The organism is Micromonospora sp. CNZ285, from assembly GCF_004637285.1.
Genome location: NZ_SPQD01000001.1, coordinates 2,604,176 through 2,627,659 on the forward strand (window position 1 = coordinate 2,604,176; position 23,484 = coordinate 2,627,659).

The following is a 23,484-nucleotide window of genomic DNA, read 5'->3' on the forward strand; positions in this document are numbered from 1 at the left end:
TGCTGGAGGCCGGGGGTGCCGGCCCGCCGGGCACGTCCGCGACGTGCCCGGCGGATCCGACAGCGCGTCAGCGCGCGGTGAGGCGGAAGGCGTCGAGGACGGTCTGCTCGACGGTGTTGCCGGCGGCGTCCTCCGCCCTGGCCCTGATGCTGACCGTGCCCGTGGTGGCGGCCAGGCGTGGGGCCTGGTAGCTCACGGTGTAGTTTCCGCCGCCCCGGGCGGTCGCCGGGAGCTGCCGCCAGGTGACCCCGCCGTCGGTGCTGACGGCCACCGTCAGGCTCTTCACCGCCGGCGCGGCGGGCACCTGGTGGTACGCGGCGACCCTGATCTGGTGCCGGCCGGGTGCGCTCACCGCGTCGCCGAGGTCAGCGCCCGCGTCGTACCGCAGGAACAGCAGCGGGTCGGCGTGGCACGGCCGGCCCGATCCCTCGACGCACTTGAACCCCTGCGGCGACTCGTTCCGCGTCGGCGTGGCGGACGTGAACCGCCATTCCGTCGTGGTCCTGCCGTCGGCGGTCCGGGCCGTCATCCGGTAGCGCCCGGGCGCGGCCGGAAGCTCGTAGGTGGGACCCCACACGGTGGAGCTGCCCTGGGGCAGTTCCCGACCGTCGTCGGCGTACATGTGCACGTTCGTCGGCTCGAACACGTACGAACCGATGAGGTGTCCCGGCTCCGTCCCGGAGACCAGGTAGGTGATCGGGTAGAACGTGTCGCCCTGCCGGCAGAAGGCGCAGATCTCGGTGGACCAGTCGCCCTCCCACTTGCCGGGTTGGGTGCGGAAGATCTTGGGCGACAGCTCCGGCGGCCCGGGCACGAGGGGCCGCGCCGCCCACCGCGCCGTGGCCGGTCCCGCCCGGTCGATGACGTCGATGGTGCGGACGCCGGGCTGCGAACCCGAGGGCTCGTAGAACTGGTTCCGCACGAGGTCGGGCGAGACCGGCCCGCGGTAGGTGGTGAACCGGACGCTGTCGGTGACGTAGCCGTGGAAGACTCCGGCGACTGCGGTCTCGTTCGGCCGGAAGGCCGAGTAGATCATGCTGGCCGGCTCCGCCCGCGTGCCGTGGAGCGCGGTGTCGACCGTGGCGAGCTGCCGGTCGGTGAGCTCGGTGTGTAGCGAGGCCGGGATCCGCCCCTCCTGGTAGACGTGCAGCGCGTAGACGTACGGACTGACCGAGTCGTAGCCCGACACATCGAGCTTCACCGGGCCGCGGCGCAGCAGGCCGCGCAGCCGCTCGGCCTGTGCCAGCGGGATGGAGGCGTACGGGATGTCGGCGGCCTCCTGCGTCTCGTGGTACCACCAGTCCGGCTCGACCGGCAGCAGGCAGGTCGTGGTGGCCCACGGCCCGCCTGTGGAGGTCGGGTCGACGAGCACGCCGACCGCGCCCGCCGCCCGCGCCCGCGTCAGCTGCGCGGGCCCCACGCGGCACTGCCCGCCGGCGGGCTTGTCGGCGTCGATGCGCAGCAGGACGAGCTTGCCCCGGGCGTCGATCCGCCGGAGGTCGGCGTCCCGCCCCAGCCCGCCGTCGACCAGTTGGACCGTCTGCCGGCCGTCGAACCGCACCACCTCGAAGCCGGGGCGCTTGTACCAGTCGATCGGCAGGGTCGGTGTCAGCGCCAGCCGCTCGGGGGCGGTGGCCGCCATGGTCAGCATCGGCTTGCCGAGCACCCAGTTGACCCCGAGGTGGAAGGTGCCGACCGTCACCGGGGCGCTGGGGATGGCCCAGAACCTGGAGTTGCTGTAGCCGGTGAAGCTGAGGACGCCACCGCCGGCGCCGTTGCTGAATGTGCGGAAGGTGATCCGGGAGCCGACGAACGTCTCGGTCGGTCGCGGGGTGCCGACCGTCATCTGCTGGGCCGCGTCGCCGTCGCGGGTGATGGTGGTGTCCCCGGCGACCTCGAACTCCGGCAGTTCCAGGTTGAGGTGCTGCTCCCGGCCGTCGATCCGGAAGGTCGCGTAACCGCCGGACTCGTAGGTGCCGGGCGGCACCTCGTACGTCACCTCGAACGTGGTGCAGGGATCCTGGTCCAGGCACCGCGCGCTGACCGACTCGTACCCGGTCCCGACCGCGGCTCCGGCGACCTGGGCGAGCATGAATCCGCCGAGCGGGCAGATGGTCATGAGGCGGCTGTCGCAGTAGAACCGCTCGCCCTTTTGCCGCTTGACGATCTGGGTGACCCGGTACTTCGGCTGCCCGGTGTCGGTCTGCGGTCCGGCCTTGGCCGAGCGGAGCCCGGTGGGCCAGATCGCCACCGCGCCGCCGGCGAGCTTCGGAGTGGCCCGGTCGAAGAGGTAGCTGCTCAGCCCGCCCCGCTGTTCGCCGGTGACGGCGGCCCAGAAGGCGGCGGCCCGGCGAGGTTCGACGCGCAGGTCGACCGAGCCGTCGTCCGGGTGCCTCGCGGTGGTCTCCGCGCCGGGCAGGCCCGACACCCGCTTGTCCAGCGCCGCCTTGTCCAGCCGGTCGCCGTACTTGACGGTGACGGCGAGCGGGCTGCCGCCGCCACGCTCCGACTGGCCGGCGAGCCAGCCCAGGTCGAAGACCCTACGGTCGACGACGCCGCCGGCTACCAGCGCCTGCGCGTCGCTCGGCACGGCGTGGAGGATGGTGTCCGCTCCGCCCGGCCCCGTCCGGACGGTGACGTCGATCGTCGGGCGGGTGCCGTCGGCCCGTGCCGACGGGACGGCGGTGACTGTGTAACGGCCACCGGTCCGGGCCAGCGTGACCTCGTCGCCGGTGATCAGGGTGAGCTTGTAGGTGGGCTTGGTCAGCCCGGGTAGCGAGACCGCCCGTAGGCCGTCCTCGGCCGCGGCTCCGGCCGGCGCCGGGGCCCGCCCGGCCGGCTCGTCGGGCCGGGCGGCGGCGGCGACGGGCGCGGCCAGCACGGTCAGGAGGGCCGAGGCGGCGGCGAGCAGGCGTAGCCGACGGCGTCTGCGGGGGTGGGGGTTGCTGCCTGGTGTGGTCACGAATGGCTCCTTGTCGGGCGAGCTGGTGGGACCGCGCTGCACGGCGTCGTCCGGCATGTCAGCCACCTGCCCGGGCCAGCGACCAGTCCCGGGTCACGACCGCGTCGGCGCGGACCTGGACCGTCGCGGTGCCGGTCTGGTAGCCGGACGCGCGCGCGGTGAATTCGGTGCCGCCGGTCGCGGAGCTGAAGACCCAGTACAGGCCGTCGCCGAGTGCCGGGTCCGCCGGTGTGGTGACGCCCGTGCCGGTGTCCCCGGGCTGTTCGGTCCGGGACACGGTCGCGAAGACCGGCGCGCCGGTGTCGCGGTCGGTGACGAACCCGACGACCAGCCCGCCCTCGACCGGCCGGCAGGCGCGGTCGCCCACGAAGACGTCGTCGACGGCCCACCACCAGGCGTCGCGGCCCTGGTAGTGGAACCTGATCCGGACGTCCGCACGGTTGGCCGCCTGCGGCAGCGGCAGCGTGACCTGGCCGAACGCGTGCCTGGTGGTCTGCCGCCACACCGTCTTCCAGGTCCGGCCGCCGTCGGTGGACACGTCGACGGCGGCCCGCTGGCTGGCGTCGTCCGGGTAGTAGGACGTGCGGAAGGTGAGCTTCGGGGAGGCATCGCCGGAGAGGTCGATCGCCGGAGAGGTCAGGGTGGTGTCGAACCGCTTCCCGGCGCCGACCGTCGAGTCGGCGACGGCGAACCTGCCGTCACCGCCCTCGGGCACCGGTCGGTAGCCGGGATTGTCGAACCGCCAGCCCGGCCTGCCGGAGGTTCGCCAGCCATCGCGCGTGCCGGTGTCGGTCCAGTCGTCGAAGTCCTCGCCGACGCCGCTGAAGCGGTAGCCGGGGGCGGTGCAGCTCGACTCGTCGACGGTCAGCGCCGCGTCCTGGGTCAGGTCCGCCCCGCCCAGCTCGAACGTCCGCTGAGCGCCCCGGTATCCGGGGTACTGGGCGGTGACCCGCATGGTGTACGACGCGGATCCGGGCAGCCGCACGCTGTACCGGCCGGTCACCGGGTCGGTGAAGACCGGTCCGAGTGGATAGCCGTCGATGACGACCTTGGCGTACAACGGCCAGCCGTGCCCGGATCCGTCGGTCACGGTACCGCTGACCGTGCTCATCGGCTGAGGGGTCAGCCTGACGTCGACGGTGGCGGCTTCGCCCTCGCGGACCTGCGCCTGTGTCGTGCCGGCCGCGTAGCCGTACTTGCGTACACCGATCGTGTAGCTGCCCAACGGAAGGGCACCCGATTGGTAGGCGCCCTCCGCGTCGGTGGTCACCTCACGACTGACCGGGCCGGTGATCGTGACGGTGGCACCGGGCAGCGGCTTCGAGGTCCCGGCGTCGCTGACGGTGCCGCCGATCCTGCCGGTGGGTCCGCGCGGCGCCTGCCTCATCAGGGCGAGCGCGTCCAGTCGCCCCTCGCCGAAGGCGTTGTTGTCGTCGTCGGTGCCGCCGCACTGACCGTCCGGGTTGTCGACGGCCGTGCCGTCCAGCAGGGACCTGGTGGCCTCGGTGTCACCGACCATCGACGTGGCCGCCGACCAGACCAGGGCGACGGCGCCCGCGACGTGCGGGGCCGCCATCGAGGTGCCGTTGAGGCTGGCGTACGCGCTTCCCGGCATGCTCGACCGGACGTTCACGCCCGGCGCGGCGACGTTCGGCTTGATCTCGCCGTCCTGGCCGGCCCCGCGCGACGAGAACGGCGCGATGGTGTGGTCGGAGTCGTACGCGCCGACCGAGTAGTTGATCTTCCGGCTGCCCGGGGCGCCGCTCGTCCGGCAGCCCGGCCCGTTGTTGCCGTTGGCCCACACGCCGAAGATGCCCGACGCGGTCCACGCCAGGCTGATGTCCTCCAGGAACGGCGCATCCGACGGGGTGGTGGTGCCCCACGAGTTGTTGATGACATGCGGTCGCTTGCCGGCGTCCGGGTTCTGGCCGTTGAGGTCCGTCGGCTCCAGCAGCCACTGGCCCGAACTGATCAGCGCGGCGTCGCTCGGGCAGCAGCCGTTTGCCGCGATCCATCGGGCCTTCGGCGCCACCCCGACCCGGTTCTCGGCGCCGTCGTCGCCGACCATCGTGCCCATCGTGTGCGTGCCGTGCCCGTCGCCGTCGCAGGGCGCTCCCCCGCAGGTGCCGGCCGCGTCGAACCAGTTGTAGTTGTGGTCGAACACGCCGTCGCCCTTGTTGCCGCGGTACTGCCGCGCCAGGGCGGGATGGTCGAACTGGACGCCGGTGTCGATCGATGCCACCGTGATGTCCTCGCCGCGTACGCCGAACTGCTCCCACACGTCGTCGGCGTTGATGTTGGCGACGCCCCACTCGACCGCGTCGACCGCCTGCCGGCCGACGCCCCTGGTGACCGGGGGCGGGGCGACCTTGAACGACGGCAGCAGCGAGCTGACCTCGGGCTTCGCGGCCAGCCGCTCGGCGAGGGCCTGGTCGCCGGTCACCTTGATCGCGTTCGTCGCCCAGAAGCTCTGGTGCGCTACGCCGGAGGCGGTGAGTTCCCTGCGTACCGCCCGCTGGCTCTCGTCGGCGGCCTGCCGCAGCGCCCTGGCCACCGCCGTACCGCGCGCGTTCCAGTCCCGGATCGACCGGGCCGCGCTCAGGTCCGCCTTCGCGTCGAAGTAGACCCAGAAGTCCACGGGGGACTCCTGGGCGCCGAGCTGGGACTGGAGCTGTGGACGGATCTTGGCCTTCGCGGCCGCTGCCGTCGGCTCCGGGGCGGTCGAGGGCAGCGCGGTGGCGGCGCCGTTCAGTGCGAGCACCGTGGCCACGGCGGCCACCACCACGGTCGCGATTCTTCGTCTCGACGGATGGGCTGGGCGCATGGGGGATTCTCCTCCGGGAGGGGTGTGAGGGCTGCGGCCGCGACTGGTCACAGCGGCAGGTATCGGTCGTCGTCCGCGACGTCGGTCCGGACGTCGGTGTCGTCGCCCGGTCCGCCCCCGGGACGGGACTCGACGCGCGTGTCGGCGGGGCGGGCGGTCTCCGGCGACGTCGTCTCGTCCTCGTCCGGGTCATCTCGATGCGGCATGCCAGCATCGTGGTCAACCGCGAGACGGTGCTGCGATCCCTCAGGTGAGTGAAACAACCCGCGACCGCCGGCGGGGAGTCACTCCCCCGCGCCCGTGCCGGGCTCGGCGACCAGCCCCGCGCCGATCGCCCGTGCGGTGAGCGCCGCCCGGGAGGAGACTCCGAACTTGCGCATCGCCGACTTCATCTGGCTCGCCACGGTGTGGTGCGAGCGGTGCAGGGCATCGGCGATCTCCCGGTTCGTCCGACCCTCGGCCGCGAGGGCGACGACCTCCCGCTCGCGGGGCGACAGGTCGGGGCCGTAGCCCTTCCGGCCGCCGCGCCACACGCGCGGCACCTGGCGGCCGTGCGCGCGCAGGGTACGGGCGACGCGGTCCACGTCGAGGCTCGCCGGCAGGGACGACAGTCCATCGAGGACGTCGGCGAGCAGGTCGAGCCCTTCCGGGACGGCCCCGGCCCGGATCAGGCACCCCGCCTGCCGCTCGCGGGAGAGCGCCGCGCCGTACGGCCGGGGAAGCGCCGCCCAGGCCGCGGCGGCCCGCCCGAACAGGACCGCGGCCGAGGCGTGGTCGCCCGCGGCCTCGGCGAGCAGGCCCCGGCAGTCCAGCACGGCGGCCCGCGGCGCCGGCAACCGCCCGGCGGGCAGCCCTCGGGCGAACGCGTCGACCAGGTCCTGCGCCTGTGCCGTGGCTCCGACGGCGAGCAGGGCCTGGACGCGGGCGGGCACCACGTCGGTGCCCCACAGCCAGACCCCCTTCTCCGCGACGACCTCGCACGGGTCGCGGGAGAGCGTCAACGCCGCGTCGGGCCGGCCCTCGCGCAGCCGGATCTGCACCAACGTCGCCACCGCCTCGGCGACGGTGTCCCAGGCCCCGGCGTCGCGGGCGCCCGCCACCGCGCGTTCGATCTCCCGCGCTGCCTGGACGAGGTCCCCGGCCGCCATGCGCAGCAGGCCAATGATCATGATCGGCTCGACCCGGCTGACCGGGTGGAGATCGTCGGTGTCCGCCATCGTGGCAGCGCGCTCCGCGAGGCCGTTCCAGGCGCCCGTGAACCAGTCGAGGTGCAACCGGGTGGAGTCGACGAGCTCCCTGATCCTGACCTGCTCGTACTCGACGGCGAGCCGACGGGCGGTGGCGAGCCAGCCGTCGGCCTCCGCGTACCGCCCCCACCGCATGGCCCCGTCGCCGATGTTGAGGTAGCCGACGGTGATGATCCGGCGGTCCCTGACGGTCCGGGCCGTCTGCGGGATCTGCGCCGCCTCCGCCCAGCCGCGCTCGTCACCGAGTTGCAGCAGGGCGGGCGCGCGGCCGGCCGCGACCCGTAGCCGGTCCGACGGCTCAAGCGACCGCGCGAACTCGGCCGCCCGGTCCAGCCAGGTCAGGTGCCGGGCCGCCGGCGAGCGGCCGCGCGGCCAGCCCAGCAGCATCATGGCGACGGCGGGCGAGGCACGCCGACGGTCGAGGTGCGGCAGCGCCCGCTCCAGCTCGGCGTGCGCCTCGTCGAACTCCTCCATGTCGTTGAGGATCCGGGCGAGCTGGAAGCGGAGATTGGCCTCCACCCCCGGATCCGGGACACCTACGTCGAGCACCCGGCGCACGGCGGCGGCGAGGTCCCGCAGACGGCACGGGCCGGTGAAGGAACCGAACGGCACCTTCTCCACCAGCGCGCACATCTGCTCGGCGGGCACGTCGCCGTTGGTCAGCACGTCGTGCAGCAGCGCGCCCGCGGTCGTCTCGTCGCCGGTCTGCAGCGCCACGTCCGCGGAGAGTTCCGCGTACCTGCCCCACCTCTCGCCGTCGCCGACCTGCCGGAAGTGCCGCGCGAGCTGCGCCAGCGGTCGTGGGGTCACGGTTTCGAGCACCCGCCCCGCGCGCTCGTGCAGCGTACGGCGGTCCCGTTCGTCCATGGCGTCGTAGATGGCCCGGCCGGCCAGCACGTGGCGGAAGGACACCCTGTGGTGGTCCCGTCGGTGCAGCAGGCGACGGGCGACGGCTTCGGCCAGGCCGGCGGCGAACTCGGCCGGCGGCAGTTCGCTGATCCGCGCCAGCAGGTGTTCGGCGATGGGATCGGCGACGACCGCGGCGGCTCGGAGCACTGCCCGGGTGGCGCCGTCGAGTCGGCCGGCGTGCTCCAGCACGGTGTCCCGCACCGTCGGGGGCACCACGATCTCGTCCAGAGGAAGCCGCTTCCAGCCCTGGCCGCGACGAACGAGGTCGCCGCGTCGGGCCATCAGCCGCACGCACTCCTCGACGGCGAGCGGCACCCCTTCGGTGCGGGCGTGCAGGTGCTGGGCGAACTCGCCGGAGACCTCCTGGTTGGCCAGCATCGACGAGGCGAGCGCCGCGGTCCCGGGCTCGTCGAGCGGATCGAGGACGACTCGCAGCCGTGCGCGGTGCGGCCGAAGGCGTCCCGACAGGCGCAGCAGCCACGGGTCCCCCACCAGGTCCTCCGGGCGGTAGGCCACCACCAGGCTCGGCCCCTGGCCGTGCCGCTCGGCCAGGAACAGCAGGAACTCCCGGGTCGCGTCGTCAGACCACTGTGCGTCGTCGACGACGAGCAGGCCCACTCCGAGCCTGTCGAGCAGTTCGGCGAGGGCCCGGAGCACCCGGTGCCGGGCGGCGCTCGCGTCCCCGGCCGGCTCGGGGGTCGGCGGCAGGTGCTCCGCCCACTCCGGGAACAGCGGTCGCAGGGCACCGGCCAGGCTGCTGAGGCCCAGGCCCGCCACCGTGCCGACGTCGGTGGCAAGCAGCGCCTCGACGATCGGTCCCAACGTGTACGGCTCGCGCACGGGCGGACAGACCGCCGTCAGCGCGCAGTGCACACCGCCGGCGGGGGAAGCGAGGAACTCCTCCAGCAGCCGGCTCTTGCCGACGCCGGCCTCACCCTCGACCAGCACCAGCGCCGAGGTGTCGGTGAGCACCTGCTCCAGCCGGGCCAGTTCCCCCTCGCGGCCGATCAGCAGCGGGGCCGCCACACCGTCGACGTCCGGCTCCGCCGCGCCACGGCGGGGAGAGTCGCCGCCGACCACCACAGCCTCCACAGCTCGCCCGCTCGCACCTGCACAGCTGTCAATGATCATCGTTTATGTGGTGGTCGGCGGCAAGGCGTTTCGCCCGCTCGCCCGGCACCACGGGTCTCGCCATGACGCGTGGCGGACCCGCCGACGCCGGTGCGGGCTGTTCGAGCGGGCCGAGCGGCTCGGTCGGCCCGCACCCTGGCAGCGATGACCTGCACGTCTACGCCGTGGTGCTTGTGTTTCCCGGAGTAGTACGGCTTCTGGTCGGCGACCCGGTCGACCGGAATCAGGGTGCCGTCCAGGATCGCGTATGCCAGTCGGCGGATCCGGTCCATGGCGGTGGCCAGGTCGTCGGCGGCCGCCGCGAGCAGGGCTATCGCTTCCTGCACGTACCGCCATGCGGTGGTCACGCCGACGGCGAACCCGGCGGCCAGCCGGGTGTAGGTATCACCGTTGCGCAGGTGAGCCAGGGCGAGCAGTGCCTGGCGTCCCGCGTCGAGGCGCCGCCACGAGCTCATCCTCGACTCGGCCGGCATGGCCATCCAGCATCGCCGGCCGGCCCGTGACCAGCTCATTCACACCCGGATCGGGGAACGCAGTACACGTCGTTCGAGTTCGGCCGCACCCTGCGCTCCTGCGGCCTCCTCGCCTCCATGGGTTCAGTCGCCGACTGCTACGACAACGCCATGGCCGAAACGTTCTTCGCCACCCTCAAGACCGAACTGGTCTACACCCGAGCCTGGCCCAGCAGGCACGAACTGGAAATGGAGGTCTTCTCCTACATCGAAGGCTTCTACAACCCTCGCCGACGGCACAGCCGGCTGGGTAACGTCAGCCCCGACACCTACGAGAAGATCCACCGAGAGTCCCCGACAGACATCGAGGTGTCCGGCCGATAGGGGTCACTTCATCTGCCACGCCGTAGGCATGCATGAGCTGGGACCAGTCCGTCATGCCGGTGATCTAACCCTGACGATTCAACCTCTGTAACAGGGCAGCGTCGCGGGAGACCATCACGTCGAGCAGGCGGGCGCCTCGCCGCTGCAGCAGACGCGCGGTGAGGGTGGGGGTCAGGGAGAGGCTGACCGCGGCTAGCAGGATGGCCGCGAGCACCGGCGTCCACAAGTGACTCCCGGTGGTGGTGCCGATGATGCCAGGGAGAATGGCGCCCAGCAGGACCACGGGGAAGATCGTCATTTGTCCACCGGTCGGATCGCCTGCTCGTTGTCCAGGGTAGCGGCGATCGCGGGCATCGGTGCCGACAGCCGGCATCAGGAGCGCGATCAGCGGTGCCACGGCGCAGGCCACTGCGGCTGCGGCGATGGCGCCGCTGATGGCGACGACGCCCAGCGGAGAGCGGGTCACGGCCCACAACACGGCCGCCAGCACGATCGACGGTACGCCGAATAACAAGAACCATGCCGCCATCCGGCCGCGTACGTCAGCCTGAAGGGCGCCCGGTGTGGTGAGCAGCTGCCACAGGGCCGTGCCGTCCAGGGCGTAGGTGTTGACCGCGACCATCGCGCCGAACACCGCCGCAGCGGAACCCACGAGGGGCAGCGCCCAACTCCAGTCGGTGACCCCGATGATGAGCGCCATCAACAGCGGGGTCAGCCAGGCACTACGCAGTTCCACACCGCGCGCGGGATCCCGCGACCAGGTGGCCAGCTCTCGCGAGACGACAGCGGACACCTGCGGCGTCGTGAACGGAAGCGACAGCCCACGACCCGGTGCGTGAGGGCGTCGCGGCGTCACGAGGCGAGGTGGGCGGCGTAGGGCCCGCGCTGTCAGGGTGGTCCAGCCCATGTGCAGCAGTGCACCCAGGGCCAGGAGGGCCATCAGCGGCACGACGACCGTTTCCGTCCCGGCGTTGTCACGGGCGGCGATCGCGGCGCGGTACCCCCATCCCGTGGGCAGGAGGGCGAGCACGTCGATGATCGGCGCGGGTAGCTGCCCGAAGGTAGGGAGGACCAGGGTGGTGTCGCTCTGACCGAGGCGGGGCAGCAACCAGGCCGCGATCGGCACCCAGCCAGCGAACGACAGCGCGAGCATGACGGCGGTCTGGATGGCGGCCAGCCTCATCCCGGCCCGGGTCTGCAACAGCCAGGCCGCGATCACCGCCACCGTCTTACCCGCCCAGACCAGCAGATACAGCTGTGCCACCATCGCCACCGCGCCGATCGTGGCCGCCGTCAGGCCGCCCGGTGCGGCCAGCACGACCAGGGACGACAGACAGGTCAGCGTAACCAGCGGGCCGACGCCCAGCAGCTCGGTCCAGGACAAAGCCCGAGCCGCGCGCCATGGCCGCAGCGGATAGCCGCGTAACCAGTCGCGCGAGATGACCGACGGATCGTGGCGGGGCTGGGTCAGAGGGCCGAACAGCCACATGCCTCCCCATCCGGTGAGCGCCACGGCGATCCAGCCTTCGTGGAGCAGTCCGCGGTTGGCCACCGCTGCGCCGACGACCACCAACGCGGCCAGGGCCATACCGGCGACCAGGCTGAATCCGCGCTCGTTGTGCGGGCCGTTGCGAAGCAGGCGTAGCTTCAGCGCGAACAGGGCTCGGGTCATGTCAGCCACCTCAACGGGCGGACCGGATCGGCGCCGACCAGCTCGACGAAACGTTCGTTGAGCGTCCCGTTCGCTGCCACCTCGTCTACCGGCCCCTCGACCAACACCCGGCCACCGGCCACCAACGCCACCCGGCGGCAGTTGCGTTCGACGAAGTCCATCATGTGGCTCGACATGACCACCGTGCCGCCGGCGGCGACGTACTGTGTGAGCACCTGTTCGATGGAGCGGGCCGAGACCGGGTCGATTGCCTCGAACGGCTCGTCGAGGACCAGCACCCGGGGGCGGTGCAGCATCGCCAGCGCCAGATTGATCTTCTTGCGCATACCGGTGGAATACTCCACGATCAGCGCGCGTGGAGCAGCGTCGAGGCCAAGGATCTCCAGCAGGTCCTCGGCGCGGACCCGCCAGCTGTCATCCAGCCCACGCAGCCCGGCGCTGTACCGCAGCGCCTCGGTGGCGGTCAGCCGTTCGGGTAGCGACAGCCCGTCCATCATGATGCCGAGCTGGGCGAGCGCGGCTTGCCGATCGGTTCGCAGGTCATGACCGGCGATCCTGACCGTGCCGGAGGTCGGCTCCCGCAACCCGCACATGGCCGTCAGCGTGGTGGTCTTGCCGGCCCCGTTCGGGCCGACGATGCCGTAACACATTCCCGCTGGGATGCTCAAGCTGACCCGGTCGACGGCGAGTACAGCGCCGAAACGCTGGGTGAGGTCAGTTACCTCAACGGCTGGGACAGTGTAATCGAACACTTGCATCGTCTCTTTCCGGCAAGGAACGGCAGACCGGTCAATTCGGCCGCACTATTCGTCGATCAGGCCGCGGATCTCGTCCATGCGACAGGACGTCGAAGCGGGTTGCCGGAGCAGCGCAGTCGGATGAGCTATCACTCGGCGGTGTGCGTGAGGATGGCGACGGCCAGTTCCTCGTGCACCTCCGGCGGAAGCGTATGCCCCATGCCCGCCGTGATCATCAGCCGCGCTCCCGGGATCTGCTCGGCGATGATCGCGCCGTGACCCGGCTTGACCGGCTCGTGGCTGCCCTCGATGACCAGCGTGGGCGCCTTCAGCTGGTGCAGCACGCCCACCGGCTCGAAGTCCGGGCTGGCCGCAGCGGCCAGCCGGTGGTTGGCCACCGCCGTCAGGTCGCGGGCCCGGTCGTAGATTCGTTCCTGTAGCCGGCGCGCCGCGTCCCCGTCGAACGGCAGCCCGGTGCCGTGCAGCACGCGCTGTTCGGCGATCATGCTGTTGATCTGGGTGCGCCGGTCCTCGGGCGGTGCGGCGGTCATCAGCGCCCGGTAGAAGGCCACGAACTCCGGCGTCGGCTCGGGCAGGCTGTCCTCGGGCTGCGGCTGCCTCAGCAGAGCCCGCAGGATCACCTGACCTTCACCGCCGCCGAGCGGCGAGGAGGCGATGACGGTCAGTGAGCGCACCCGCTCCGGCTGCTCCACCGCGACGAACTGGCCGAGCAGCCCGCCGGCCGAGTGGCCGACCAGGTGGGCGCTCTCCAGGCCGTGGGCGTCCAGCACGCGGTACACGTCGTTCTTGATGTCGTTCCACGTGTACGGCTGTGCCGCGAAGTCGACCGTGCCCGACATGCCGGTGTCACGGTGGTCGTACCGGATCACCCTGCGGCCTCCGGCGACAAGGCGGCCGACGAACTCGTCCGGCCACAGAACGCCCTGCGACATCGACCCCATGATCAACAGGATCGGCGCATCTGTTACGGCGCCGAACTCTTCACTCCAGATGTTCACCTCAGTCATGTCTCAGAGCATGTCCTCTTCCGCTGCGGGCGCCTTCTGTAGAACTACTAGTCGCGCCAGTTCCGTGCGGGAGCCGATGCCCAGCTTCGGGTAGATCTTGTACAGGTGGTACTCGACCGTGCGAGGGCTCAGGAACAGCTGGGCGGCGATCTGCTTGCTCGACAACCCGTCGGCGACCAGGCCCGCGATGCGCAACTCCTGCGGGGTCAGCGCGTCCAGCACGGCCGAGCCCGGGGCCTGCCCGCTCTCGCCCGCCGCCCGCAGCTCACCTTGTGCGCGCCTCGCCCACGGCTTCGCGCCTGCCCGCTCGAACGTCTCCCACGCCATCCGCAGATGCGCCCGCGCGTCGCCCGGCCGCTGCGCTCGGCGCAGGCGCTCACCCAGCAGTAGAGCCGTCCTGGCCTCCTCGAACGGATTGGTGTGCAGCCGCAACGCCTCGCCGAAGGCGTCCTCGGACGACTCGGCCAAGCCCCGGCAACGGGCCAGCAGGGCGCGCGACTCAGACGTCGCGGCGTACGCCGACCATCGCTCGTACGCCTCGAGCGCCGCCCGCGCACCCACCTCGTCGCCCGCGCCCAGGGCGGCCTCGACGCGATCCGGCGCCGTCCGCCACACCACGGTGGGATGCCCGACACCCGGTCCCGCCTCGGCGATGGCCGTGAAGCGGTCATGCGCCGTCGCGTAGCGTCCCAGGCACAGGTCGAGCAGCGCCAGCGCGTACGCGGCGACCCCTGCCCGCAGACCTACCCGGTGCGGTATGGCGATGGCCAGCGCCTCGCGGGCCTGCCGTTCACAAATCTCCTCCTCGCCTCGCAGCGCCGCCAGGACCGCCAGGTTGGCCAGGTGCGCGGCCACAGTGTTCTCATAGCCGGCCTCGCGGGCCAGTTCCAGGCCCTCCTCGGAGATGGCCTGGCTGCTTGCCAGCCGCCCGGCGATGCGCTCGGCCGTCGCCACGAACTCCAGCACGACCGGCAGCTGCCCGGTCATCCCCGACATCCTGGCCACCCGTCCGGCCCGCTCGGCCATCTCGGTCGCCAGATCCGACTCGCCCAGATGGCTGGCCGCGGCCGCCGCCCACAGGTACTCCGCCGCCTCCCCCAGCTCGCCGACCCGCGCCAGCGCCCGCCGCAGCAGACCCGGACCGGCAGCGTCGCCATCCAGCGCCAGACCGATCCCGGCAACCGTGTCCCGCAAGAATCCCTCGCGGTGCCCTGCCGCCCTCCGCCCGAGCTCGATGATGGCCGCCGTGTCGCCGACGTACGAAGCGGCCTCCGCGGCATCGGCCAGCATCTCCAGGCTGTCGCCCGCCGCCAGGATCCGCACGGCCTCAGCGGCGTTGCCGGAGTTCAGCTCAAACCTGCCCTTGAGCTGGGCGATCTCCACGGCGAGGCCGGCATCCGCGCCAGCCTGGTCACGGGCCTCGGCCAGCAGCGACTCCGCCTGCCCGGGGCGACCACCAAGCCAGGCCGCGACGGCGGCGTCCTTCAGGCGGGCAGCACGGGTGCGCGGCTCGGGGGTCAGCTCGGCGGCCCGGGCCAGGGCTGCGGCAGCGGTGCCGTACCCACCGCGGTCGCGCGCCAGCTCCGCGGCGGTCACCAACTCGGTGGCGGCCCGCTCGTCCTGGCCCATGGCGGCTCCGGCCAGGTGCCAGGCGCGACGCTCACCCTCGGTGAGTTCCGCCAGTACGGCATGCACCCGGCGGATCCTGGCCGGGGTGTCCGCCTCGTGCACCGCCGACCGGATGAGCGGATGGCAGAAGCGCACGCGCGTACCCGAAAGCTCGGCCAGCCCGGACTCCTCCAGCTCGGCCAGCGCCATCCGCCCGGCCCACGTCCCCATGTACTCTCCGGGCAGTACCGTCCGCTCGGCGGACAACCGGTCGGTGGCGCGCAGGACCAGGTCGAGGTCAGCCTCCACGGCGGCAACCAGCGCGAGCAGCCGGGCGGAGGCGGACAACGCGGCCACCCGGTCGCCGAACAGTCGGGTCCCACCGGGCAGCGGGTCGGGCAGCGGTTCGCTGCCGGCGAGTTGCGCAGGTGTCAGGCGGGCGGCTATCTCGCCCAGCGCGAGCGGGTTCGCGCGGGTCAGCGTGACGAGTTCCCGCGCCACACAGGGCTGCACACCGCAGCGGGACTCCAGCATCTCGGCTGCGGCGGCTCCGGGGAGGCCACGCACCTCCACCGTCAGAGGCACACCCTTGACCGGAGCGTCCCCGCGCACGGCGAACAACATCGCGATCTTTTCGGTCTCCAGCCGCCTGGCGGCGAACAGCAGTGCGTCGGCCGAGGCCTGGTCGATCCACTGGAAGTCGTCGACCACACAGATCAGCCCATCCGGCGCGGCGGCTTCGACCAGCAGCGAGAGCACGCCAGCGCCCAGCAGGTACCGGTCGCCGGCAGTGTCCGCGGCGAGCCCCAGCGCCGCGCACACAGCGTCGTGCTGCGGTTCGGGCAGCGCGTCGAGCATGCCGGTCACCGGCCACAGCACCTGGTGCAGCGCGGCGAACGCGAGGTCGGTCTCAGCCTCGACGCCGGTGGTCCGCAGCACACGCATCGCGCCGCCACGCACGGCCACCGCGTCGAGCAGGGCCGTCTTGCCCACGCCTGCCTCGCCCCGCAACACCACCGCACCACCAACGCCGTCGCGAGCCCGCGCGATCACCTCGTCGAGTGCGCTGACCTCCGCCGACCTGCCGTAAAGCACGAACAACCACTCTAGGAGACTTCCACGCCGTCCCATCCCCACAGAGTCACTTCTCACAAACGGTGACACGGCGTGAACGTGCAGGTCATGACCGCCGCCACCGGCCGCCTCGTCCGGCTTCACCGAGATGCGGTCCACGACCCGACCGCAGCCCGCACACACGGCATCATCGACGCATTGACCAGGACAGACGCGATGACTTTCACCGGCAAGGGGCCACCTAAGGCGTGTTTTATAAGCCGGTCAGAGCCACTCGCAGATGATGGCGATGGTCAGGCTTGCCTGGAACCGGACGGCCAACTTGTCGTAACGGGTGGCCACGCCGCGGTGGCGCTTGAGCCGAGCGATGCCGTTCTCGACGGCATGTCGCATCCGGTACAGGTCTCGGTCGAACTTCGGCGGGCGCCCGCCGCGGCTGCCCTTGGCTTTGCGGTGGGCGTCCTGGTCGGTCTTGCTCGGGATGCACGCCTTGATTCCGCGCTTGCGCAGGTAGGCGCGGTTTCCGCGGCTGGTGTAGGCCTTGTCGGCCAGGACCAGGTCGGGGCAGGTGCGGGGCCGGCCCACCCCAAGGCGGGTCACCTTGATACGGCGCAGGACCGGGATGAACTGCGGGCTGTCACCACGGTGCCCGGCGGTCACCACCATCGATAGGACCTTCTGTCCCTGCTCACAGGCCAGATGCGTCTTGGTGGTCAAACCGCCGCGAGATCGTCCGAGGGCGTGATCGGCAGGTTCGTCGTGCACGCCGCCGGGTGACTCTTTCTGCGCGTGGCCGTCGGTGCGGGCGCCAGCGGCGTGCTGGTGGGCACGGCTGGTCATCGAGTCCACGCTGACCGTCCAGGTGATCCGGCCTTGCGCATCGCCGGCGGCCTGGGACGCGGCCAGGATCTTGTCCCAGGTGCCGTCGCGCTGCCAGCGACGGAACAGGCCGTAGACCGTCTGCCAGGGGCCGTACTCGGTCGGGACGTCACGCCAGGGCGACCCGATCCGGATCCGCCACCTGATCCCGTCGATGAGCTGCCGTTTCTCCCACTTCGGCGGTCGGCCCTTCACCGACGCGGCAGGCAGCAGCGCAGCAAGCCGCTGCCACTGAGCGTCGGTGAGGTCGTGCCGCCTCGTCACCGCTAAGGTGGCCACGAGGTCTCCGGTATGAAGTTCTTGCTTGGTCGCAGAACCAGATACCGGAGACCTCTTCAGTTGTCGATCACCGCCACGCCGCGACCTTCACCGGCCACTACGACTTCTGAAACACGCCTTAGGGAGCCCACGGCAGCGTGGCACCCCGATCAAGCGGGGCACCGCAGCACGGTTGTCGGCGTACGGCTTCCAGTGCAGCGCTAGGTACGCCAGACACACACGTCGGAGCACCAGCCGCGCCGATATCGTGCGGTGAGCGCGCCAGCGTTCGATTTCCCATGCTCACACTGAGTCGGTCGGGCAACGGACTGCGGCAGAAGCACGCGCTGATGTCGGCATCGTGGCACGCGTGTGCGCGTTTCGCTGGCTCTGTACCTTGAGCGCGGTGGATGATGCCGAACTGCTTGAGCTGTGGTCGTCGTCAAATCGCTCACCGATCCGCTGCGTCGCTGGCTGGCCGGCGGCTGCCTGTCATGGCACGGGCGGCGGCCACCGGGCAGACTTGACGCGGTGTCAACAAGGCGAGCTGCCTCGGCGGGTACAGGGAAAGGCCATCCTGTGACGTCGAGTCGGCGATGGGGACGATGGGCGTGGGTGCGGCGTTGCGGGTTCTACCTGCTGGGCTCGCTACTCTCCGGGGTCGCCACGGTGCTCGCGCTGCCGCTGCTGTGCATCCCGGGGCCGTCCCGGCTGTGGGCGGACTGGCACCGCTACCGTGCCGGCCGGCTGCTCGGCGCGCCGTTTGCATCGCGTCCTGCTCTGCGCGCGACAGGAGGCGGGGCACGGGCCGATTCGGCCACGGTCCGTACCTCCCGCGCCCTGCTGTGGCTGCCGGCGAACGCGCTGACCGGGGTGGTGTTTGGCCTGCCCGCGCTGCTATGCACGGGCAACATCGTCGTCGCCTTGATCGCCACACCGCTGTGGTGGGCGTTCAGGCCGGAGGACCGGCCACGGCTGTTCATCGACGTTCCGGTGACCGGCTGGGCGACAGCCCTCACCCTCGGTCCACTGCAGATCCTCCTCCTCACCGGGCTGGCGTACGTGGGCTTCGCACCGATCGCTCGCGCACACGCCCGAATTTGCCTGGTGGTGCTGTCGCACTCGACGAACGACGAGCTCGCCGAACGGGTCGCCGTGTTGACCCGCACCCGAGCGGACGTGCTCGACGCGCACGGCGCGGAGCTGCGCCGGATCGAACGCGACCTGCACGACGGCACCCAGGCCCGGCTGGTGGCCATCGCGATGCGGCTGGCCGTGGCCCGGCAGGCGTTCTCCGACAATCCGCGGGACGAGCAGTTTGTGGAAGGACTCCTCCGGGAGGCACACGAAGGAACCGAAGAGGCGATGACCGAACTGCGCGAGGTGATCCGCTCCGTCTATCCGCCGATTCTCGCCGATCGGGGCCTCGACGGTGCCCTGACCGCCGTGGCCACCGGCTGCGGCGTGCCAACCCGGCTGGACATCGGCGACCTCGAACGGGTCCCGCCGGCTGTGGAGGCCGTCGTCTACTTCACCGTCGCCGAGGCACTCACCAACGTCACCAGACACAGCCAGGCGACCGCGGCCGGCGTACGGGTGAGCCGCACGGCGGATCGGTTGTCGGTGGTGATCACTGACAACGGTACCGGCGGTGCCGACGATCGGCGGGGCACCGGCATCGCCGGGATACGGCGCCGGGTACTCGCGCTCGACGGCACCGTCGAGGTCGACAGTCCGGCCGGCGGGCCGACGGCCATCACCGTGGAACTGCCGTGCGGGTGGTGATCGCCGAAGACAACGTGCTGCTGTCCACCGGGCTGGAACTGCTGCTGGGCCGAGCGGGCTTCCAGATCGCCGCCGTCGCCGAGGATGCGGCGGGTTTCCTCACTGCGGTGCGGGAGCACCGGCCCGACGTCACAATTGTCGATGTCCGGCTGCCGCCGTCGTTTCGCGACGAAGGTATCCGTGCCGCCCTGCAGGCCCGCCGGGAGCATCCCGGCCTGCCGGTCCTGGTGTTGTCGCAATATGTCGAGCAGCAGTACGCCGCCGAACTGCTCTCCACCACCGGAGGTGGCGTCGGCTATCTCCTGAAGGACCGGGTCAGCCGGGTGGACGGGTTCGTCGACGCGCTGCGCCGCGTCGCCGCCGGTGGTACCGCGATGGATGCCGAGGTCATCGCCCAGCTCGTCCAACGCGCCGGCGACCCGATCGCCGCCCTCACCCCACGCGAACGCGAGGTGCTCGCATTAATGGCACAGGGTCACGACAACAACGCGATCGCAACGCAGCTGGTTATCACCGACAACGCTGTCCACAAGCACATCGGCAACATCTTCGCCAAGCTCGGCCTCGCCGTGACCGACAGCGGCCATCGCCGCGTCCTCGCCGTCCTCGCCTACCTCAACGCCGGGGGCCAGATGAGCGGTCGCTAACCTGACCCCCGTCTTCGTCGTCGATCACTCGCGAGCCGCCGCCAAGCGGCTCACTCGCGCCCGCCGATCGCGTCGACCGGCGCGGATCGCATCGCATACCGGGTGGCCATACTGATCGCAACCCAGGAGAGTGCGATGGTGAGCGTCACGATCGCCATGAGCCCGGTGAGGGAAATCGTGGGAACGGACGACTTCGTCAATCCGAGGCTGATGCCGATCAGCGGTGGGATCGTTGCCAGCAAGCCGAACAGCAGCGCCGAAAAGACCACGATCCTGGCCTCGCCGTTCATCATCGCGCGGACCTGGTCTCGGCTGGCGCCGATGAGTCGCAGCATCGCGAACTCGCGAACTCGCGCCGCTGTGGCCATCACGAGGGTGTTCACCACGGCGATGGCGATGTAGCCCAGCAGCACCGTCTGGAATAGCAGGTTCAGCGCCCAGTCACCCGAGCCGCCGGACCCGGGTGCGGCCAGGAACGTCTGCCGGTCGCCGACCTGGACCGTGGGGTAGTGTGCGACGGCGCCACGTAGCGCGCCGACGAGCGCCTCTGGGTCGGTCCCGTGCACCGATCTGATCAGTACTGCGGTGACCACCCGCGCGGTGGTGTGGGCGATGACGAGGTCGTTGGGCAGGGTGACGTCCCCGAAGCCCAGGCCGTTCTCGTAGATCGCCACCACCCGTGGCTTGACCACCGTGCCGTCGCCGAGCCGGAGCTCGATCGTCCCGCCGACTTTCGCTCGGACGGTCTGCGCGACGACCCGGCTCAGCGCCACCGCGTCGCCCCGCAGGTCGGCGATGTCGCCCTGGTCCACCGCGAGGTCCATGGTTTCGGAGAGCCGTTCGGGTGCCACGCCCTGGGCGGCGAAGACCTTGGTGGCGGTGCTGTCCTCGGACGGGAATGTCAACAGCACCTGCGTCCGCGCCATCGGCGTCGCCACGGCGACGCCGGGCACGCCGCGCACGGCGTCTACGACCTCCGGAGACACACCGGCACCGGACGAGGCGGTCAGCACGTGGTCGGCCCGCAGGCCGTTCTCGAGTTGGTGCTGCGCTCCGGCGGTCGTCGTGGAGGCGCCGAACACCTGCACGGCGGCCAGGGTTACGCCCATGGCCAGCGGTGTGGTGGCCGAGCTGAGCCGCTGCGAGTTGGCCCGCGCGTTGGCCTGGGCGAGGAAGCCGCCGGCCGTGGTCTGCCGGTTCAGGCGCGAGCCGAACAGCACGATGGTGCCGCGAAGCAGCAGGGGTCCAAGACACCCGAGCGCCACGACGAACAACAGGACCGCGCTCCCCGCGGTGTCGGCGGCCGAGTCGCCCGGCGACGCGACGTTGCCCAAGGTCAGCAGCAGCCCGAGCGGGATGAGTAGGACGCCGATGGTCAACCGGACCCAGCCGAGTTTCTTGGGCTCGACCGTGGCGTCTCCGATCGCCTCGACCGGGCTGACCTTGGCCACCCGGCGCGCGACCAGCCAGCCGGCGAGCCGGGCGCTGGTCATGCACAGCACCAGCGCGGCCAGGAGGGGCAACAACCCCACCCGCATCTGGAAGTCCGGAGGCATCGCGTCCGCGAGGACGAACACGCCGCGCATCACGAACGCGAGCGCCACACCGGGCATCGCGCCGACGACGGCGCCGACCGACGACACGAGGGTCATCTCGGCGCCGATCATCCGGTGGATCTGTTTTGGCGTCGCGCCGATGGCCCGCAGCACGGCCAGTTCGCGTCTCCGCTGCCGCACCGACAGGGCGAGAGTGCTGGCCACCACGAACACCACGATCAGCACCATGGTGCCGCCGAACGACGCGGCCGACTCGACTACTAGGCTGCGGGCGTCGCCTACGTCCAGGAACTCCACGTCGCCGCGTCCCGCGCCGGTATGGGCCACCACGCCCGGCACGGCGGCCGTGATGCGTTCGGCCAACTGCTCAGGGGTCACACCGGGTGCGGCGAGCACGCCGATGGCGTCCACCCGGTCCGGACGGCCGGACAGCTTGGACGCCTGATCGTCGGTGACGAACACGGCGGACTGCCGGTCCAACCCATCCCCCGGCGCGGTGGCAATACCCACGACGCGGTAGGACGACGGGATCGAGCCGACCACGAGGCGAACCGTCGCGCCGAGCGACATGTCGCCGCGCGCGGCGAGGTCGGCGTCGAGCACGACTTCGTCGGGCGCGGCGGGTGCGCGGCCCTCGCGGACTCGGAACGGCGCGAGCGCCGCAGCGGACCAGCCGTGTCCGAACATCGGGAAGCCGTCCGGGCCGGCCACTGCGTCGCCGTTCGAGGTCAGCACGCTGACCTCGACGTTGACGTCTCCGATGGCCGACTGAACACCGGGCACCGCAGCGACGGCGGCGATCTTGTCGGCGGGCAGCGTGACGCGCTCGCTGTAGCGGACCTCGGCGGTCTCGTCCAGCCAGAACGACTGCTCAGCGCCGAGGACCACCGCTGCGCCCGAGTAGCGCTCGGGGGTCACGCCGGTGCCGAGGCCGGACACCAACAGTATCCCGCATGCGGTGATCACTGCCGAGCCCGCGGCGATCGCGAGGAAGGAGCCGACGAAACCGCCCTTGCGCCCCTTGATCGTGCTCCACGCCAGCGACAGATCTTTGCGGTACGGCACCACGAGGTGGACCAGCCGCCGGATGCGCCGGATCACCACTCGCCCAGGTGCGTCATGTGCGACGCAACCTGCTCCGGAGTGGGTCGGGTCAGCTCGCCCGCGATCCTGCCGTCGGCGAGAAACACGACCGAGTCGGCGAAGGAGGCGGCGACCGGGTCGTGGGTGACCATCAGCACGGTCTGCCCCATGTCGTCCACGACGTGTCGCAGCAGTTCCAGAACCTGCTTGCTGGACCGGGTATCCAGCGCGCCGGTCGGCTCGTCCGCGACCACCACGTCCGGGTGGGTGATCAGCGCGCGGGCGACCGCGACTCGCTGCTGCTGACCGCCGGAAAGTTCGCTCGGCCGCCGCGTGACATGCTCACCGAGGCCGACCGCGGCGAGCACGTTTCGCAGGAACGCCTGGTCGGCCTTCCGGTCCGCCAGCCGCAGCGGCAGCGTGACGTTCTCCTCGACGGTCAGCGCCCCCAGCAGGTTGTACGCCTGGAAGATGAACCCGATCCGGTCGCGCCGCAGTTCGGTCAGCTCGCTCTCCGACGTGCTGGACAGTTCCGTGTCGCCCAGCATGACCCGGCCCGACGTCGGCCGGTCCAGACCGGCCGCGCAGTTCAGAAATGTGCTCTTGCCGGACCCGGACGGGCCCATGACGGCGGTGAACGTGCCGCGCGGGAAGTCGGCAGTCACCGCGTCGAGAGCCCGTACCGCATTCTTCCCCGACCCGTACTCCTTCGACACCGACTCCAAGCGCACCGCGTACGACGATGCCCCCGAAGTCGGCGATGCGCGGGTGTATGGCGAGTCGGTCGGGGCGGTCTCGGCGTGCGGGCCGCGCCGTCTCGACGGGTCCCTCGTTGATCTCATGCCGTCCGATGCTAGGAGTGGCGGCGGCCTGGGCTGATACCTCCTACTACCGGAACTGAGGTACAGCCAGCTGTAGTTTCGCCGCGATGTCCAGCCGGGAGTTGATGTTGTCACAAACCCGAATCCGCTCCGTCGGTCCGCACTTGGAACTCCTAACTCTTTGAGCGTTGGAGTCGGCGCCAGCAGATGACGGCGCAGGCGAGGGTGAGGAACGCTTCGTGGATGTCGTCGCGGATCTCCCAGCGGATTCGGAAGGCGCCGGAACCAGTGCGGCAGGGCGATGGTCTGCACGACGACCCATCGTCGAGTGCCGAGTCCAGAGCCGTGCACGATGCCGCGCGCCCTGACCTGATGGCGAGCGCTCTGCACGAGTTCTTTCAGCGAGGCACCGGCGTAGTGCGACCGG

The 23,484-nt window shown here is 71.3% G+C and carries 14 protein-coding genes and 2 pseudogenes; 4 read left to right on the plus strand and 12 right to left on the minus strand.

From position 1 onward, the window contains the following. Window positions 1-67 precede the first annotated feature (67 nt). The 5 genes and pseudogenes from CLT75_RS11800 to CLT75_RS11815 all read right to left on the minus strand — a co-directional run. Entirely contained in the window at window positions 68-3,019 is a 2,952-nt protein-coding gene (locus tag CLT75_RS11800; RefSeq protein ID WP_135240848.1) for a hypothetical protein, read from the minus strand. 1 nt (window position 3,020) lies between these two features. Then, window positions 3,021-5,747 carry a S8 family serine peptidase gene (locus tag CLT75_RS11805; RefSeq protein WP_167796898.1) on the minus strand — a complete coding sequence of 909 codons (2,727 nt, stop codon included), beginning with the start codon at window positions 5,745-5,747 and terminating at the stop codon, window positions 3,021-3,023. 86 nt (window positions 5,748-5,833) lie between these two features. Next, window positions 5,834-5,992: a hypothetical protein gene (locus CLT75_RS32590; protein WP_167796899.1), complete on the minus strand. Its 159-nt coding sequence runs from the start codon at window positions 5,990-5,992 to the stop codon at window positions 5,834-5,836. A 78-nt stretch (window positions 5,993-6,070) separates the two neighbouring features. Next, entirely contained in the window at window positions 6,071-9,034 is a 2,964-nt protein-coding gene (locus CLT75_RS11810) for a helix-turn-helix transcriptional regulator (protein WP_167796900.1), read from the minus strand. A 175-nt stretch (window positions 9,035-9,209) separates the two neighbouring features. Next, window positions 9,210-9,537: pseudogene (locus tag CLT75_RS11815) on the minus strand (transposase family protein); the annotation flags it as partial. Between the two features lie 126 nt (window positions 9,538-9,663). On the opposite strand from CLT75_RS11815, the gene CLT75_RS11820 reads away from it, so the two are divergent. Then, the gene (locus CLT75_RS11820) at window positions 9,664-9,909 is read left to right on the plus strand and encodes an IS3 family transposase (RefSeq protein ID WP_135240851.1); all 246 of its coding nucleotides are present in this window, start codon (window positions 9,664-9,666) and stop codon (window positions 9,907-9,909) included. A gap of 64 nt (window positions 9,910-9,973) precedes the next feature. Here the strand turns inward: CLT75_RS11820 and CLT75_RS11825 are convergent, their stop codons facing one another. The 4 genes from CLT75_RS11825 to CLT75_RS11840 form a co-directional block, all read right to left on the minus strand. Beyond that, the gene (locus CLT75_RS11825; RefSeq protein WP_135240852.1) at window positions 9,974-11,581 is read right to left on the minus strand and encodes a hypothetical protein; all 1,608 of its coding nucleotides are present in this window, start codon (window positions 11,579-11,581) and stop codon (window positions 9,974-9,976) included. After that, on the minus strand, window positions 11,578-12,339 hold the full coding sequence (locus CLT75_RS11830; protein WP_135240853.1) for an ABC transporter ATP-binding protein: 762 nt from the start codon (window positions 12,337-12,339) through the stop codon (window positions 11,578-11,580). The genes CLT75_RS11825 and CLT75_RS11830 overlap by 4 nt, the downstream gene beginning before the upstream one ends. Window positions 12,340-12,467: 128 nt before the next feature. Beyond that, the gene (locus CLT75_RS11835; protein WP_135240854.1) at window positions 12,468-13,346 is read right to left on the minus strand and encodes an alpha/beta hydrolase; all 879 of its coding nucleotides are present in this window, start codon (window positions 13,344-13,346) and stop codon (window positions 12,468-12,470) included. Window positions 13,347-13,349: 3 nt separating this feature from the next. After that, entirely contained in the window at window positions 13,350-16,085 is a 2,736-nt protein-coding gene (locus CLT75_RS11840; protein WP_256484938.1) for a LuxR family transcriptional regulator, read from the minus strand. A 30-nt stretch (window positions 16,086-16,115) separates the two neighbouring features. Between CLT75_RS11840 and CLT75_RS33145 the strand changes: the two are divergent. Continuing rightward, window positions 16,116-16,265: pseudogene (locus tag CLT75_RS33145) on the plus strand (IS5/IS1182 family transposase); the annotation flags it as partial. Between the two features lie 27 nt (window positions 16,266-16,292). Here the strand turns inward: CLT75_RS33145 and CLT75_RS11845 are convergent. Further along, window positions 16,293-17,186 (minus strand): IS5 family transposase, encoded by an 894-nt coding sequence (locus CLT75_RS11845; RefSeq protein WP_135240422.1) that lies wholly within the window; start codon window positions 17,184-17,186, stop codon window positions 16,293-16,295. 411 nt (window positions 17,187-17,597) lie between these two features. On the opposite strand from CLT75_RS11845, the gene CLT75_RS11850 reads away from it, so the two are divergent. Both CLT75_RS11850 and CLT75_RS11855 read left to right on the plus strand, forming a co-directional pair. Beyond that, complete coding sequence (locus CLT75_RS11850) at window positions 17,598-18,950, plus strand: sensor histidine kinase (protein WP_486485141.1); 1,353 nt, start codon at window positions 17,598-17,600, stop codon at window positions 18,948-18,950. Next, a complete protein-coding gene (locus CLT75_RS11855) occupies window positions 18,938-19,597 on the plus strand; it encodes a response regulator (RefSeq protein WP_135240855.1) in 660 nt (219 codons plus the stop codon). The genes CLT75_RS11850 and CLT75_RS11855 overlap by 13 nt, the downstream gene beginning before the upstream one ends. Window positions 19,598-19,647: 50 nt before the next feature. Here the strand turns inward: CLT75_RS11855 and CLT75_RS11860 are convergent, their stop codons facing one another. Together CLT75_RS11860 and CLT75_RS11865 are read right to left on the minus strand one after the other, a co-directional pair. Then, window positions 19,648-22,254, minus strand: a complete 2,607-nt coding sequence (locus CLT75_RS11860; protein ID WP_252447711.1) for an ABC transporter permease — start codon at window positions 22,252-22,254, stop codon at window positions 19,648-19,650. Continuing rightward, complete coding sequence (locus tag CLT75_RS11865; protein WP_252447710.1) at window positions 22,251-22,967, minus strand: ABC transporter ATP-binding protein; 717 nt, start codon at window positions 22,965-22,967, stop codon at window positions 22,251-22,253. Before CLT75_RS11865 ends, CLT75_RS11860 begins: the two co-directional genes overlap by 4 nt. Window positions 22,968-23,484 lie beyond the last annotated feature (517 nt).